This window comes from Terrabacter koreensis (genome assembly GCF_054783315.1).
On sequence record NZ_BAAGQU010000012.1, the window covers coordinates 257,697 to 271,215 of the forward strand.

Genomic DNA, 13,519 nt, shown 5'->3' on the forward strand with positions numbered 1-13,519 from the left:
GGACGGGCCAGGTCAGGCCGCGACGACGGGGATCGTCCGCGTGGCCATGAGCCTGCCCGTGACCCAGTGCGTGAACTCGACGTGGAGCAGGAAGGTGCCCTTGTAGGGCGGGTGCACGAGCAGGTCGTAGCGCTCCGCGGCGCCGAAGGCGATGGCATCGGTGCGCAGCGGGTGACCCAGGTCGCGGACGGGCGGGCTGGGCATCCCGGGGCGGGACGTGTCGCGGAAGGCGCGGCCGTCGTGCGCGATGAGCTCGGCCATCTCGACCGGCTTGCCCGAGGTGTCGGTGAACCGGGCCCGGCTCGGGAAGTAGTTGGCGTTGAGCATCCGGAACAGCGTCGGGTGCCCGGTGCCGGGCAGGTTCGCGCGCAGCTGAGTCGGGGCGATCACATCGGTCGTCGGGCGCGGGCCGTTGAGCAGACCACCGACGACGTAGAAGAACTTCGGCTCGAAGCGGTTGAGGCCGACGTCCTCGCCGGAGAGCCCGGCGGCGTGGTCGAACGTGTGCCAGCGCGGGTCGAGGGCATACGGCACCAGCAGCGTCTCGGTGGCGATGTCGTAGAGGGGGCCGTCGATGAACGACCGGCGCGCGCCCGGCGCGAGCGGGAACGCCGGGTGGACGAGCGGGTCGACGATGAGCGGGCCGAACATGCCCATCTGCACGTGCAGCACCGTGTTGACGTGGCAGTGGTAGAAGTACAGGCCGGACGCGCCGTTGTTGGCGTCGGCCGGGACGCCGAGGTCGGGCCGCCACTGGTAGGTGTAGCTGCCGCTCACCTCGAAGGAGGTGTGGCCGACGCCGTCGTTGCGGGGATCGGGCTCCATGCCGTGGTGGTGGATCGTGTGGACGCGCTTCGACGCCTCCAACGTCACATGCACGAGGTCGCCCTCGGTGACCCGGATGGCCGGAGCCGGGAAGTGGCGCCCCGACGTGTCGTCCTCGAAGCCCCACATCTCGTGCTGGGCGCCGTCGGGGAAGCGCAGGGCCCGGCTGAAGAACTTGCGCACGAACGTCTTCGTCGGCGTCTCGCGCAAGAGCGTGGTCGGGCTCCCCTCGTGCGACTGGCTGGACGAGAAGGCGGCCTGGCTCGGGAAGGTCTCGTGGGCGTGGGCCACCCGGGGCCCGGGCGCCGCGAGGGTCCAGTGCGCGACGAGCCCGCCGGGGTAGAGGCCACCGGCCGCGGTCTGCGACGGCTCGGCGTGGCAGTGCATCGGGTACTCCCAGTCGTCGGACCGGGCCGCCCAGGTGCGCTGCGGCACCTCGGGCGGGCGCCGCACCGGGAGCATGACCTCCTTGCGGTCCATCTGGTCCAGCTCGACGACGTCCTCCCACTGCTGGAGCACTGCGTGGCCCTCGACGTCGACCGTCCCGACGGACCGCGAGAAGTCACCACCGTTGCGGCGCAAGGTCCACACGTGGTTGCCGTGGAAGTGCATCTGGTGCACCGCGGCCCCGACGTTGACGAGGCGGATCAGCTGGCCGGTCCCGACGGTCGGGCCGGCCTGCCCGGCGTTGAAGGCACGCACGTCGAACTCCCGGGTCGAGCCCGACGGCAGCGTCTCCTCGAGCGACCGCACCGAGTCGGCCACGTCGTTGGAGACGCCGAGGGCACGGAAGCCGCTGCGGTCGTTGAGCATGAAGTAGCGCGGCACCGCCGGCGTGGCAGTCGCGTCGATGACCTGGCCCGCGCGCGCCCGGGCACCCCACACGGGGTCGACGTCCTGGCAGAGCCAGACCCACTGGCGCTCGAACTCGGCCCGGCCCGCGGCGAGCTGCCACCGCCGGGCGGGGTCGACGACGACGAGCACCCCGTGCAGGCCGAGGATCCGCTCGACGCTGCCGCCGCCGGGGTCGTGGTAGACGTACGTGCCGGCGGCCGGTGCGGCGAAGGTCAGCGTGGCGCTGCCACCGGGGACGATGGGTCCGGTGTCGGCCACACCGTCGATGCGCAGCCGGTGCGGCCGGGTGAGCCGGTTGTGCACCCGCAGCCGCACGGTGGACCCGACCTCCGCGACGATGGTGCGGTCGGGGAAGAAGCTGGCCCAGTACGACCGCCGGATGAGGTACTCGCCGACGTTGCGCGGGTGCGGGGCGAGCGGGTCCGGCCGGCCCTCCTTGGGCAGGGCCGCGCCGAGAGGGTAGCTGCGGCTGGCGACCAGCCGGCCGTCGGCGAGGAAGACCTGCGGCCCGATGCGCAGGCTCGGCCGGGTCGCGGAGATGTCGGTCGGGGTGGCCCCGAAGCCACGCATGTAGACGAGGCTGTCGTCGACCATCCGGACGAGGCCCTCGTTGACGTAGAGGTCGAGGGTGCTCATCAGATCGACCCGCTCGCGAGCCGTCCGAGCCGCAGGGTGCGGGCCGAGAGGGCGTCGGCGAACTCGAGGGCGAGGACCAGGCCGACGGGCGGCACGAGGTAGTCGATGCCCAGGACGGCCGTCTCGCCGGCGGCCACCGCTCCGGCCTGCCGGTCGGTCGCATAGAGGCTGACGGTCATGTCGCCCCCGGCGACGCGCACTCGGAACTGTCCGGGTGACAGCTCGATCGGCGTCCGGCCGACGTTGTGCACGCTGACGTCGACCGTCAGGGCATCGGTCCACGCCCCGTGCACGGCGCTCGGCACCGGGGCCTGGCCGGCGGCGACGGACGCGCCCTCGTGGACGTGGCCCTCGCTGCCCTCGTCGTGCCCTGCGGCGGCCGTCAGCGAGCGGCGCGACCAGCCGAGCAGCGCCACGCTGCCGAACGACGTCCTCTGTCCCGCCGCCGGTGCTGGCGCTGCCGGCCCGTCCCGGGTGAGCAGCACCGTGGCTCCCAGCGCGGCCACCCCCGTCGCCCCTGCTCCCACCAGCACGTGTCGACGGGTCAGATCCATGGCGTCCTCCTCCGCGTGAGGGTCAAGGCCATGGTCCGTCGGGGGCCTCCAACAAATCTTGAGTGGGTGAACCGGCCGGAACGAAGGCGACATCCAGTGGCGCAGGCACCGAAATCACTGTCGTTCCGGCCGATTCACCCGAATCGGGTCGAGCGGTCAGCGGGTGACGCGACCCTTCTCGAAGAGCCGCGGGATGCGGTGGTTCGCGACCATCCGGTCCTCGGGGTCGTAGGCCGAACGGATCCCCTTGAGCTGCAGCCACGCCGAGTCGCCGTAGCCCGTCCGAGCATCGGTCGGGTTCTCGGCGAAGTTGAGGTAGCTGCGGCCCGTCGACCACGGCTCGAGCGAGCCGGTAAGCGCGTGCGCGTCGAGCTGTCCCTGCGCCGCCATCTCGGGTGTCGCCGCGATGGCACAGGCGAACACCGCGTATGCCGCGTCGACGGTCGCGAGGGCACCGTGCTCCTCCGGAGCGCGACCGAGGGCGCCGCCGAGCTGGCGGAGCTCGGCCATGAGCAGCGACGACGTCGAGCCCGGGCCGACCTGCTCGAGGACGGTGTCGATCGCGTTGTCGGGCAGGCCGCCGACCAGCGTGCCGTCGGACACCGCGGGCGTTGGGCCCTCGGGGTCCATGTGCAGACGGGTCAGCGTGCGGGCCGGAACACGGTCGAACGTGTCGATCTCGGGCGCCAGTCCGCGCAGCAGGGCGAGGGTCGAGCGTGCCTCGGCGTCACAGCCGAGCACGGCGCCGTCGATGACGACGAGCGACCGGCCGCGCAGCGGAGCCGGGATGTCGGGCAGCGGTGGCACGTTGAGGAACCGGAACGCGGTGGTCACGGCGTCCGGTGCCTCGGGCGCCCAGTCGGCCCAGCGACGCAGCACGCGCTCGGCGTGCTCTCGGTCCCAGACGAGCATGCCGGCATACGCCGTCTCGATCGGGTAGAGGCGGAACTCGAGGGCCGTGACGACGCCGAAGTTGCCGCCACCGCCACGCAGCGCCCAGAAGAGCTCGCGGTTCTCGGTGGCGTCCGCGCGAACGTGCTCGCCGTCGGCGAGGACCAGCTCGACGGCGGTCAGGCTGTTCGCGGCGAGGCCGAGCTTGCGGGCGTACCAGCCGATGCCGCCGCCCAGGCTGTAGCCGGCGATGCCGACGTCGGGCGAGCTGCCGTGGAGGGCGGCGAGGCCGTGGTCGGCGGCCGGCTCGGTCGCGTCCATCCAGATGGCGCCACCCTCGACGCGGGCGATGCGCCGCGTCGCGTCGATGCTCACGCCGCGCATCTGGTCGGTGCGCACGACGACGACTTCGTCGAGGCCCTGGGCCGCGAGTGGGCCGGCGTTGTGACCGGTGCTCTGCGGCGCGACGCGCAGCCCGGCGGCGGCGGCCGCGCGGACCACGGCCTGCACGTCGGAGACGGTGCGCGGCCGGGCGACCGCGGCCGGTCGCTGGTCGACGGCGACGTTCCACGGCATGCGGGCCGCGTCGTAGCCGGCGTCGCCGGGGAGGTGGACTTCACCGTCGCAGAGCCCGGCGAGGCTGGTGGCCCGTCGGGCGGTGGGGGTGAGGATGGTCGTCATCTGCTTCTCCTGTTCGGGGTCGCCCCGGTGGTGGGCACGAGTGTTCAGAGGCTTGAAGGGGTGGCCAGATACATCGGGAGCGAAAGATCCGTTTCGTCCCGGCAGGACTGGGCCACAAGCGGATCGGCGCCCACAGCGCCGCTGGGGGGTGTCGCTCCGCCGACGACTGCCCGATCAGGCCGTAGGGTGCCCGGGTCGAGCGCACCCACCCGTCGAGCCGAGGATCACGCCCATGCATCGAGATCTGAGCGGTGCCGTCGAACCCGGTCGCGGACTGGGCACAGGACGCATGACAGACGCAGAGCTGTTGGAGCGGCTGCAGCAGCTCGCCGGGTGTCCGATCGTGCCCGGCACGCTGAACCTTTGGCTCCCCACGGCGCTCGACCTCAGGGACGGCGACCACCTCGTCGTGTCGTTGCGCGAACCGGACTGACGGGTGAGGCCTGTCCCTGGCGAGCAGGGTCGGGCGAACCCGCGGCCGGCGTCCTGCGACCCGAAGGGGCCCGGGTGCATGCTGGGGAGGTGGACGACGTGACGACGGACCCTGCCCGCGACCTGCTGCTCGACGGCTTCGGCCGCATCCGGGACGGGGTGCCGGACGCCGTCGACGGCCTGTCCGAGGACGAGCTGCTGTGGCGGCCGGACGCCGCTGCCAACCACATCGCCTGGCTCGTCTGGCACCTCGCCCGCCAGCAGGACGACCAGGTCACCCACCTCGCCGGCGCCGACACCTCGGTGTGGCTCGGCGACGGCTGGGTCGAACGGTTCGGGCTGCCCTACCCGCGCGACGCGCACGGCTGGAGCATGAGCTCGGACGACGTCGGCCGCTTCACCGTCGCCGACCCGGACCTCTTCGCCGCCTACCAGGAGGCGGTGCACGAGCGCACGGTCAGCTACGTGGAGGGACTCGACGCGGCGGCATACGGCAGGGTGATCGACCGGCACTGGAACCCGCCCGTCACCGTCGGCGTGCGGATCGTGTCGGTGCTCGACGACGCCGCCAAGCACCTCGGGCAGGCCGAGTACGTGCGGGGGCTCGTCGAGCGCCGCCGCTGAGGCTCGCTGGGCGAGAGGGACACAGGGCACGGCAGCACCACCCGCCACCGGAGCCACAGCGGCGTGTGACACCTGCGCACACCGGGGGCGTCCGGGCTTGCCGAGGCCCGCGGTGACCGCGTGGCGTGCAACTCCTCGCAAGCACGGCCGGAGCACAGGTTGACGTGTGACCATGGAGGGGATGACCACCTCCGTCCTGAATGTCCCAGCCGCCGTCGCGCCGCACGCCGACGGCGTCGCTGCGCGTCCGGGTCGCGCAGCGCACCGCACGCACCGGCTGACGCACCGCCGGGCCGACGCACTGGCCCACGAGGCCACCCGCCGTCGCCGGCTAGCGCTCATCGCGAAGGGCCGCCGTGCCCGTCTGGCCGCGACCGTGGTCGTCGTCTTCGCGCTCGCGGGCGTCAACGTCGCGAACCACGTGCTCGGCTGGGACACGATGTGGCTCGGGCCGGTCGGCGCGGTCGCGCTGCTCGCCTTCGCGCGGTGGCAGGGCCTGACGTGGCACCAGCTCGGCCTCGCCCGCCACACGCATGCCCGCGGCATCCGCTGGGGCCTCGGCGTCATCGGGGTCGTCGCGATGGTCTATCTCGCCGGCATCCTCCTGCCGTCGACGCGCACGGCGTTCCTCGACGCGCGCTACCACCTGCCGCCCGCGGGAGCTCTGTTCACGGCGTTCGTCATGATCCCCGTCGGCACGATCCTGCTCGAGGAGGTCGCCTTCCGCTCCGTGCTGTGGGGGTTCCTCTCGCGGCACGCCCGCATGTGGCAGGTGCTCGTGGCCTCCTCCGTGCTCTTCGGCTTCTGGCACGTCTTCCCCGCGATGGCGTCGGCCACCGGCAACGAGGCCATCGGCAGCGCCGTCGCGGCCCTCGGCCCCTTCGCCAAGGTCGCGGTGGTCGGCGGCACGGTCGTGTTCACCGCCCTCGGTGGTGTGCTCGCCGGTGAGCTGCGCCGCCGCAGCGGCAGCATCTTCGCCAGCGTCGGCATGCACTGGGCCACCAACTCCCTCGGCGTCCTCTTCGGCGTGCTCGCCTGGCGACTCGCGTCCTGAGCGAACCGCTGACCGATGGCCCCCGGCGCCGACGTCCCCGACGAGTTCGACGTCTACACGATCGTCGTGCTGCGCCGTCCCGCCGAGGCGCCTGAGCTGAGCGACGCCGAGCTCGACGACCTCCAGCAGAGGCACCTCGCCTACCGCGCCCACCTCGCGCGTGAAGGGCTGACCGTGGCCAACGGCCCTTACGACGCCCAGAGCGACCCCGCCTACCGGGGGATGTCCGTCTTCAGCTGCGGCCCCGAGGAGGCCGCTCGCCTCACCGACGCCGACCCGTCCGTCGTCGCGGGCCGTCTGGCCTACGACGTCATGGAGTGGTGGGTGGCTGCCGGTTCGGTCGCCTTCCCGCGCGCCGGCACGCCGGTCGGTGAGCGCCGCCGGATGACCGAGGACTGACCCGGCCCGTGGCCGCGCCACCCGCAGACCCTCTGCTCGTGCTCCTGCCGAGCCCACTCCTCGGACCCTCGGTGTGGGAGCCCGTCGCCGAGCGGCTCGGCGCGGCAGGCTGGTCCGTGGCCGTATGCCGTCAGCCCGCGCCCGTGACCACGGCCGCCGACGCGCTGGCCGGCTTCCTCGACGCCGTGCCTGCCGGGCGTCCGGTGGTGCTCGTGCCCCACAGCAACGCCGGCCTCTTCGCGCCTGAGGTCGCGCGGCAGCGCGACGTCGTCGCGACGGTGTTCGTCGACGCAGCCCTCCCGCAGCGGGTGACCGCCCCCGAGATCGCGCCTCCCGGGTCGCCGGAGCGCAGCGACGGCGCGATCTCGCACACGAGGGCCGAGGCGCCGCTCGCGCCGGCCGCGTTCCTCGACTTCCTTCAGGGGCTCGCCGACCCCGACGGCGTGCTGCCGGCGTGGACGAGGTGGTGGCCGGAGGCCGACGTCGACGTGCTCTTCCCCGACCGGGCCACCCGGCGCCGGGTCGAGCAGGAGCAGCAGCGCCTGCCGCTCACGTACTTCCGCGACACCGTGACCGTGCCGGCCGGCTGGACGGACCGGTCCAACGCGTACCTCGCCTTCGGTGACACCTACGCCGACGAGCGCCGCCTGGCCGAGCAGTGCGGCTGGCCGGTCGCGACCCTGCCGGGCCAGCACCTGCACGGGCTCGTCGCGCCGGCCGAGGTGGCCGCGGAGCTGTCGAGGCTGCTGGGCGCGCTCGGGGTCCCAGCGCCGGCGTAGCCCCGGCGACGGGCACGGCAGGACCCCGGCGCGCCCCTGCGACACTGGCCGCATGGACGGCCTGACGATCCGCGCCGCGCGGCCCGAGGACTACGAGCGACTCGGCGACCTCACCGCAGCGGCCTACCTCGACGACGGCCTTCTCGACTTCGGCGCGCAGGACCCCTACCTCGACGTCCTGCGCGACGTGCGGCACCGTGCCGAGCACGCCGACGTGCTCGTCGCGGTCGACGCCGACGGCACGGTGCTCGGTGGTGTCGCCTTCGTCGACGGCCCCGGTCCCTTCGCGAACATCGCGGCCGCGGACGAGGCGGAGTTCCGCACCCTGGCGGTCGCCCCCAGCGGTCGTGGCCGCGGCGTCGGGGCCGCCCTCGTGCGCGAGTGTGTCGACCGGGCCCGCGCGCTCGGGCGCGAGCGGGTCGTGCTCTCGACACAGCCGATGATGCGCGCCGCGCACCGGCTCTACGAGCGGTTCGGCTTCGTGCGGGTGCCCGAGCGCGACTGGTCGCCGATCCCGGGCACCGCGCTCCTCGTCTACGCGCTGGACCTCGCCCGCGCCTGAGCCGCCGACCGCGAGCGGACGATGAGGTCGCGCACCGCCGCGACGATCGTCGGGTCGAGCTCGACGTGCGCCTCGAGGAGGTCGAGGAGCGTCTGCGCCGCGAACCAGTTGCGCTCGTAGCCGGGCACGAGGTCGGCGAGCGGCAGCAGCTCCGGGCCGAACCGGCGCTCGACACCCCGGTCGACGACGAAGACGTCCTGCGCGATACCCGTCCCGAGCCCCAGGTGGCCGAGCACCGTGACCCAGCGGTCGACGGCATACCCCTGGACGAAACGCGTCGCCGTCAGGCGCTCGCCCCGCAGGTCGCGGTGCAGCCCGACGTAGAGGTTCGTGATCGCCTCACCGACCTGGTGCCCCATCGAGTCCGGCTGCGGAACGGGAACCTTCGGGATCTCGAGCCCGGCAGGCGCGTCCGCCCGGCTCCAGTGGAGGCGCCCCGGCGGGTAGCCGGCGGTGTCCATCTCGGCGAGGGAGAAGACCGCGTACTCGGCGAAGAGGTCACCCTCGAGGAGAGCCTTGCGGCCGGCACGGCTGTTCTCGAACGACCACACGACCGGCTGGGCGGCCTCGAGCCAGTCGATGTCGGCGAGATAGCGGTCACGCGCGGCCGCGTCGTCGACGACGACGAAGAAGTCCGCGTCGGAGTGCTCGTCGAGGCGGTGCAGGTCACGGCCGACCGAGCCGAGACCGAGCAGGGCCACGGCATCTCCGCGTTGCTCGAGCACGGCGCCCAGGCGGTCGAGGAAGGCCAGCAGGCGCTGCGGGACGGTGGGCGGGGCGGTGCTCGACGGCATACGTCGTCTCCTTGTCGGTCATGAGGTGTCTGTCATGAGGTGGAGTCGACGTTTCAGCCCGCCCGAGAGCTCGTCGGGGTCGCGACTGCCGCAGCGTATGCCGGGTGGTGGGCTCGGCGGAAGGGGTCGCTGGCTCGCATCCAGAGGCATCGGGACGGCGTGTCGCGCCGGTTGGCGTGGCAGGCTGGACGGGTGCCCGTGACCATCGAGGACGTGCGCCGAGTCGCCGAGCAGCTGCCGCGCTCCTACGAGGTGCTGGTCCGTGACCGCGTGAAGTTCCGGGTCGGCAAGATCGTGTGGCTCGCGTTCTCCGCCGACGAGACCGAGATGGGCTTCGCGTTCCCCAAGGAGGAGCGGGAGGTGCTCGTGGCGAGCGAGCCCGACGTGTTCCTCATGCCGCGCCGCTCCGACCTGCGGTTCAACTGGGTCGAGGTGCGGCTCGCAGCGCTCGACGAGGCCCGCATGCGCGAGATCGTCGTCGACGCGTGGCGCATGGTCGTGCCGAAGACCGTGGCCCTCGCGCAGGTCGACTGAGGGGGCACCGGGCGCAGCCGCCACGCGGCTGTCAGCCGATCCGGTAGGCGACCGAGGTGCGGGGCCCCCGCTCCGCCGCGCCCCGCTCGATGCAGAACTCGTTGCCCTCGGGGTCCGCGAGGGTCACCCAGCCGGTGCCGTCGTCCTTGCGGTGGTCACCGGTGATGGTCGCGCCGGCCTCGAGTGCCCGCTCGACGGCCTCGTCACGGGTCCCCTCGTCGGGTGCGACATCGAGGTGCATGCGGTTCTTGGCGGTCTTGCCCTCGGGCACCGGGATGAAGAGCATGCCCGTGCCCTGGTGGGGGAACGACGGCGCGACCACGACCTCGGGGTCGTCGTCGTAGTAGACGTTCCAGCCGAGCAGGTTCGCCCAGAACGTGCCCAGCGCACGAGCGTCGGTGCAGTCGAAGGTGATGTTGTGGATCGCGAGTGGCATGTGCCGAGCCTCGCCCGACCGGTCCGCTGCCGCAAGCGGATTGCGTATGCCGTGTGAGTCCGGACGGCGCAAGGCCAAGTCATCGCGGAGGCTGGGCGGCGGCACAGCAGGTGCACAGCGGCGGCCGCGACGGTGGATCCAATCCCACCGAAGGAGACCCCCCCATGAGCCCCCTCCCCCGAGCCCTGCACCGAGCCCGACTGATGACGGCCGGCGTCCTCACCGCCTCGACGCTCCTCGTCGGTGCGATCGGCATCCACCTCGCCGACACGCAGACGGTGGCGGCCTCCACCACCGGCACGACGAGCTCGAGCAGCTCGAGCGGCTCCACCAGCTCCGACGACTCGAGCAGCTCGAGCGGCTCCACCAGCTCCGACGACTCGAGCAGCTCGGACACGAGCGGGTTCTCCGCGGTCGCGCCCGTGGCCAACGGCAACGGGCAGGCCCAGACCAGCTCGGGCGGCTCGTGATGAGCCCGACGGCCGGGACGTTCGGCGCCATCGGCACGACGAACACCATCCTCGTGACCGAGCCCGAGACGCTCGAGCCCGCGGTCGCGATCGCGCGCCGTCACCTGGCTGAGCTCGACCGGGCCGTGAGCCGCTTTCGCCCCGACTCGGAGGTGAGCCTCCTCGCGGCCCGCGCGCGGCGGGCACCGACGGAGGCCTTCGTGTCGGCCACGTTCGCGGCATACCTCGAGGCGGCCCTGCGCGTCGCGCGCCTCACCGGCGGCCTCGTCGACCCGACGGTCGGCTCGGCCCTCGTCGCCGGCGGCTACGACGACGACCTCGACGTGGTGCGAGCCCGACGCGACTTCCACCAGACGCGGATCGCCGGCGTGCCGCACTGGCACACCGTCCACCTCAACCCGTCGGCCCGCCGCGTCAGCGTCACCGCCGGCACCCTCATCGACCTGGGCGCGACCGCCAAGGCCCACGCCGCCGACACGATCGCCCAGCTGCTCGCCGAGCAGCTCCCCGGAGGCTTCGTGGTCAACCTCGGCGGCGACGTCTCGGTCTCGGGTTCGCTTCCGCCGCAGGGGTGGTCGATCGGCATCGACGACGCCGACGGCGTCACCCGGCAGGTCGTGACGAGCACCGGCCAGGCCATCGCGACGTCCTCCACGCAACGTCGGGTCTGGTCGGTCGACGGAGCCGTCCGCCACCACATCGTCGACCCCCGAACGGGGCGCACCGCACCCGCGGTCTGGGCGCAGGTCTCCTGCGCCGCCGTGACCTGCCTCGAGGCGAACGCCGCGTCGACCGCTGCGATCGTGCTCGGTGACGACGCGCCCGCGTGGCTGGAGGCCAACGGCATACCGGCCCGCCTCGACGCCGCCGACGGCCACGTCGTCAGGACGACCGGCTGGCCCGACCCGTTGGGCAGGGCCGCCTGATGAACGAGCTGCTCTGGTTCGTCTCCCGCGCCACCGGCGTCGTCAGCATCGTGCTGCTCACCGCTGTCGTCGTGCTCGGCGCCGTGACGGCCGGCCGCCGTAGCCCGCACGGCGAGTCGGCGACGGTCGTCATGGCCATGCACCGCTGGCTCTCCCTCGGCATGACGGTCTTCCTCGGCGCTCACATCGCCACCGCGATCGCCGAGACCTACGTGTCGATCGACCTCGTCTCGGCGGTCCTGCCCTTCACGTCCGGCTACGAGGCGCTGTGGGTCGGCCTCGGCACCCTCGCCTTCGACATCCTCGTGGCGGTCGTCGTCACGTCGGTGCTGCGGCACCGGCTGGCCGAGCGCACCTGGCGCCGCGTGCACCTGCTCTCTCACGCGCTGTGGCCGATGGCTGTCGTGCACGGCCTCGCCCTCGGCACGAGCGACCAGCCCCTCCTCGTCGCCACCACCGTCGCCTGCGCCCTCGTCGGCCTCGGAGCCCTCGGGTGGCGCTGGTCCACGACGCACACCGACCGCGCCCGTCGCGCGGCCGTCCTCACCCAGGAGTGGTCATGAGCCTCACCGCGCTCCTCGCCGAAGCCGGCCTCACCGGCCGCGGCGGCACTGCCTTCAGCACGGCCCGCAAGGTCGAGGCCGCCCACGCCCACGGCGCACACCTCATCGTCAACGCCTGCGACGGCGAGCTCGGCGCCGCCAAGGACGGCTGGGTCGTCGCCCACCGCCTCGCCGAGCTCGTCGACGGCGCCGCGGCCATCGCGGCCGGCTCCCCGACCACGTATGCAGCTCACCGCGGTTCCGACACCGCGCACCGGCTGCGGGCGGCCGGGTTGCCCGTCCTCGAGGTGCCGGCCCGCTACGTCTCGTCGGAGGAGTCCTCGCTCATCTCGCTCGCACAGGGCGGTCTGGCCCGCCCGATGGCCAAGCGCCAACCGTTCGTGCGCGGTGGTCGCGACAGCGACGGCCGGCGCATCAGGCCCACCGTCGTGCTCAACGCCGAGACCGTCTGGCGCGCAGGGCAGGTCGTGCGACTCGGGGCCGACTGGCACCGGTCGTTCGGCACTGCAGCCGAGCCGGGCCCTCGCCTCGTCGCCGTGAGCACGCCCACGGCCCGAGGGGTCGTCGTCGAGACCGCGGCGGGCGCCCCGGTGCTCGACCTCCTCGCGGCGGCCGACCCGGTGGCCGTCGCCTCCGGAGTCGTGGACCGGTCGCCGGGCGTGCTGCTCGGCGGACTCGGTGGCACGTTCGTCGCGCCCGCCGACCTCCGTGGTCTGGCGTGGTCGGACGCGGTCCTCGCCCGCGTCGGGGCCCGCACCGGACCGGGCGTCGTCGAGGTGCTCGACCCAGCCGCGTGCCCCGTCGAGTTCGTCGACCGCTGCCTGACCTGGGCGGCCGGCGAGTCCGCCGGCCAGTGCGGACCGTGCATGTTCGGCCTGCCCGCGCTCGCCGCGGACTGGCGGGCGCTCGCGGCAGGTGTCCACACGGCACACGGCCGCGTCGTCTCGAGGATCTCGCTCCTCCCGGGGCGCGGCGCGTGCCGCTTCCCGGACGGGGTGGCCGGCTTCGCCTGGTCGGCCCTGCGGGTCTTCGGACCCCACCTCGACACGCATCGGCACGGCCGGTGCGACGCCGCACTCAGGCAGAACGACCACCGCACCGACGGGAGGACCCATGTCCGCGCAGGCTGACCACGACAACCCTGCCGAGGCGACGGGGCACACGAGCCGGCGCCTCGGCCTCGTCCGGGCGAGCCGCCTCGCCGTCGACCGCGTCGCGTGCACCGGGCACGGCGTGTGCGCGCAGCTGCTCGACGGGGTGACGCTCGACGAGTGGGGCTACCCCGTGATCGCGCCCGAGACGGTCGAGGGGCCGCAGGGCCACGCCGTGGCAGAGACGGCGATCCGACTCTGCCCGGCCCGCGCCCTCTACCTGCGCTGAGCCGTCGAGAGCCCACCCCGACGGGAGGTGCGCCGGGAACGGCGTTCTCGAGGGTGGGAAGGGAGCCGGGCACACCGTCGAGTGCCCACTTTCCGACACAGGTTCCCGGCGAGCGGTCGATGCC

General features: G+C 73.4%; 17 protein-coding genes. 12 read left to right on the plus strand and 5 right to left on the minus strand.

The annotated features are described in order from the left end of the window. Positions 1 to 12 precede the first annotated feature (12 nt). The 3 genes from ACYVNR_RS20100 to ACYVNR_RS20110 all read right to left on the minus strand — a co-directional run bounded on the left by ACYVNR_RS20100 (position 13) and on the right by ACYVNR_RS20110 (position 4,442). Positions 13 to 2,316, minus strand: a complete 2,304-nt coding sequence (locus ACYVNR_RS20100) for a multicopper oxidase domain-containing protein (protein ID WP_461050526.1) — start codon at positions 2,314 to 2,316, stop codon at positions 13 to 15. Further along, positions 2,316 to 2,870: a DUF4352 domain-containing protein gene (locus tag ACYVNR_RS20105; protein WP_461050528.1), complete on the minus strand. Its 555-nt coding sequence runs from the start codon at positions 2,868 to 2,870 to the stop codon at positions 2,316 to 2,318. The genes ACYVNR_RS20100 and ACYVNR_RS20105 overlap by 1 nt, the downstream gene beginning before the upstream one ends. 156 nt (positions 2,871 to 3,026) lie before the next feature. Next, the gene (locus tag ACYVNR_RS20110) at positions 3,027 to 4,442 is read right to left on the minus strand and encodes an FAD-binding oxidoreductase (RefSeq protein WP_461050530.1); all 1,416 of its coding nucleotides are present in this window, start codon (positions 4,440 to 4,442) and stop codon (positions 3,027 to 3,029) included. Between the two features lie 289 nt (positions 4,443 to 4,731). Here ACYVNR_RS20110 and ACYVNR_RS20115 point away from each other — a divergent pair, with 289 nt between their 5' ends. From ACYVNR_RS20115 to ACYVNR_RS20140, 6 genes are all read left to right on the plus strand, one after another. Then, complete coding sequence (locus ACYVNR_RS20115) at positions 4,732 to 4,875, plus strand: hypothetical protein (RefSeq protein WP_461050532.1); 144 nt, start codon at positions 4,732 to 4,734, stop codon at positions 4,873 to 4,875. Positions 4,876 to 4,973: 98 nt separating this feature from the next. After that, the gene (locus ACYVNR_RS20120; protein ID WP_461050534.1) at positions 4,974 to 5,498 is read left to right on the plus strand and encodes a mycothiol transferase; all 525 of its coding nucleotides are present in this window, start codon (positions 4,974 to 4,976) and stop codon (positions 5,496 to 5,498) included. Positions 5,499 to 5,679: 181 nt separating this feature from the next. After that, the gene (locus ACYVNR_RS20125; protein ID WP_461050536.1) at positions 5,680 to 6,552 is read left to right on the plus strand and encodes a lysostaphin resistance A-like protein; all 873 of its coding nucleotides are present in this window, start codon (positions 5,680 to 5,682) and stop codon (positions 6,550 to 6,552) included. Between the two features lie 15 nt (positions 6,553 to 6,567). Further along, positions 6,568 to 6,951, plus strand: a complete 384-nt coding sequence (locus tag ACYVNR_RS20130) for a YciI family protein (protein ID WP_045188902.1) — start codon at positions 6,568 to 6,570, stop codon at positions 6,949 to 6,951. Between the two features lie 38 nt (positions 6,952 to 6,989). Then, positions 6,990 to 7,730, plus strand: coding sequence for a lipase family protein (locus ACYVNR_RS20135; RefSeq protein ID WP_461050538.1), 741 nt, complete (start codon positions 6,990 to 6,992; stop codon positions 7,728 to 7,730). Positions 7,731 to 7,782: 52 nt separating this feature from the next. Next, positions 7,783 to 8,292: a GNAT family N-acetyltransferase gene (locus ACYVNR_RS20140; RefSeq protein ID WP_461050541.1), complete on the plus strand. Its 510-nt coding sequence runs from the start codon at positions 7,783 to 7,785 to the stop codon at positions 8,290 to 8,292. Here the strand turns inward: ACYVNR_RS20140 and ACYVNR_RS20145 are convergent. Beyond that, positions 8,265 to 9,086 (minus strand): hypothetical protein, encoded by an 822-nt coding sequence (locus ACYVNR_RS20145; protein WP_461050543.1) that lies wholly within the window; start codon positions 9,084 to 9,086, stop codon positions 8,265 to 8,267. The two genes, ACYVNR_RS20140 and ACYVNR_RS20145, sit on opposite strands and share 28 nt — an antisense overlap. 192 nt (positions 9,087 to 9,278) lie before the next feature. On the opposite strand from ACYVNR_RS20145, the gene ACYVNR_RS20150 reads away from it, so the two are divergent. After that, the gene (locus tag ACYVNR_RS20150; RefSeq protein WP_045188893.1) at positions 9,279 to 9,620 is read left to right on the plus strand and encodes an MmcQ/YjbR family DNA-binding protein; all 342 of its coding nucleotides are present in this window, start codon (positions 9,279 to 9,281) and stop codon (positions 9,618 to 9,620) included. 31 nt (positions 9,621 to 9,651) lie between these two features. Here the strand turns inward: ACYVNR_RS20150 and ACYVNR_RS20155 are convergent, their stop codons facing one another. Beyond that, complete coding sequence (locus ACYVNR_RS20155) at positions 9,652 to 10,056, minus strand: VOC family protein (RefSeq protein WP_045188891.1); 405 nt, start codon at positions 10,054 to 10,056, stop codon at positions 9,652 to 9,654. 164 nt (positions 10,057 to 10,220) lie between these two features. On the opposite strand from ACYVNR_RS20155, the gene ACYVNR_RS20160 reads away from it, so the two are divergent. The 5 genes from ACYVNR_RS20160 to ACYVNR_RS20180 are packed head-to-tail and all read left to right on the plus strand — an operon-like array spanning position 10,221 to position 13,395. Further along, positions 10,221 to 10,526 (plus strand): hypothetical protein, encoded by a 306-nt coding sequence (locus tag ACYVNR_RS20160; protein WP_461050546.1) that lies wholly within the window; start codon positions 10,221 to 10,223, stop codon positions 10,524 to 10,526. Next, positions 10,526 to 11,452, plus strand: coding sequence for an FAD:protein FMN transferase (locus ACYVNR_RS20165; protein ID WP_461050548.1), 927 nt, complete (start codon positions 10,526 to 10,528; stop codon positions 11,450 to 11,452). Before ACYVNR_RS20160 ends, ACYVNR_RS20165 begins: the two co-directional genes overlap by 1 nt. After that, entirely contained in the window at positions 11,452 to 12,015 is a 564-nt protein-coding gene (locus tag ACYVNR_RS20170; protein ID WP_461050550.1) for a ferric reductase-like transmembrane domain-containing protein, read from the plus strand. The genes ACYVNR_RS20165 and ACYVNR_RS20170 overlap by 1 nt, the downstream gene beginning before the upstream one ends. After that, on the plus strand, positions 12,012 to 13,145 hold the full coding sequence (locus tag ACYVNR_RS20175) for an NADH-ubiquinone oxidoreductase-F iron-sulfur binding region domain-containing protein (protein WP_461050552.1): 1,134 nt from the start codon (positions 12,012 to 12,014) through the stop codon (positions 13,143 to 13,145). The genes ACYVNR_RS20170 and ACYVNR_RS20175 overlap by 4 nt, the downstream gene beginning before the upstream one ends. Beyond that, the gene (locus ACYVNR_RS20180) at positions 13,129 to 13,395 is read left to right on the plus strand and encodes a ferredoxin (protein WP_461050554.1); all 267 of its coding nucleotides are present in this window, start codon (positions 13,129 to 13,131) and stop codon (positions 13,393 to 13,395) included. Before ACYVNR_RS20175 ends, ACYVNR_RS20180 begins: the two co-directional genes overlap by 17 nt. Positions 13,396 to 13,519: the final 124 nt, after the last annotated feature.

Coding starts and splice junctions, on each gene's coding strand:
- ACYVNR_RS20100 (WP_461050526.1), bottom strand. CDS start 2,316: ATGAGCACCCTCGACCTCTACGTCAACGAGGGCCTCGTCCGGATGGTC.
- ACYVNR_RS20130 (WP_045188902.1), top strand. CDS start 6,568: ATGGCCCCCGGCGCCGACGTCCCCGACGAGTTCGACGTCTACACGATC.
- ACYVNR_RS20145 (WP_461050543.1), bottom strand. CDS start 9,086: ATGCCGTCGAGCACCGCCCCGCCCACCGTCCCGCAGCGCCTGCTGGCC.
- ACYVNR_RS20165 (WP_461050548.1), top strand. CDS start 10,526: ATGAGCCCGACGGCCGGGACGTTCGGCGCCATCGGCACGACGAACACC.
- ACYVNR_RS20110 (WP_461050530.1), bottom strand. CDS start 4,442: ATGACGACCATCCTCACCCCCACCGCCCGACGGGCCACCAGCCTCGCC.
- ACYVNR_RS20160 (WP_461050546.1), top strand. CDS start 10,221: ATGAGCCCCCTCCCCCGAGCCCTGCACCGAGCCCGACTGATGACGGCC.
- ACYVNR_RS20140 (WP_461050541.1), top strand. CDS start 7,783: ATGGACGGCCTGACGATCCGCGCCGCGCGGCCCGAGGACTACGAGCGA.
- ACYVNR_RS20115 (WP_461050532.1), top strand. CDS start 4,732: ATGACAGACGCAGAGCTGTTGGAGCGGCTGCAGCAGCTCGCCGGGTGT.
- ACYVNR_RS20155 (WP_045188891.1), bottom strand. CDS start 10,056: ATGCCACTCGCGATCCACAACATCACCTTCGACTGCACCGACGCTCGT.
- ACYVNR_RS20105 (WP_461050528.1), bottom strand. CDS start 2,870: ATGGATCTGACCCGTCGACACGTGCTGGTGGGAGCAGGGGCGACGGGG.
- ACYVNR_RS20175 (WP_461050552.1), top strand. CDS start 12,012: ATGAGCCTCACCGCGCTCCTCGCCGAAGCCGGCCTCACCGGCCGCGGC.
- ACYVNR_RS20170 (WP_461050550.1), top strand. CDS start 11,452: ATGAACGAGCTGCTCTGGTTCGTCTCCCGCGCCACCGGCGTCGTCAGC.
- ACYVNR_RS20125 (WP_461050536.1), top strand. CDS start 5,680: ATGACCACCTCCGTCCTGAATGTCCCAGCCGCCGTCGCGCCGCACGCC.
- ACYVNR_RS20180 (WP_461050554.1), top strand. CDS start 13,129: ATGTCCGCGCAGGCTGACCACGACAACCCTGCCGAGGCGACGGGGCAC.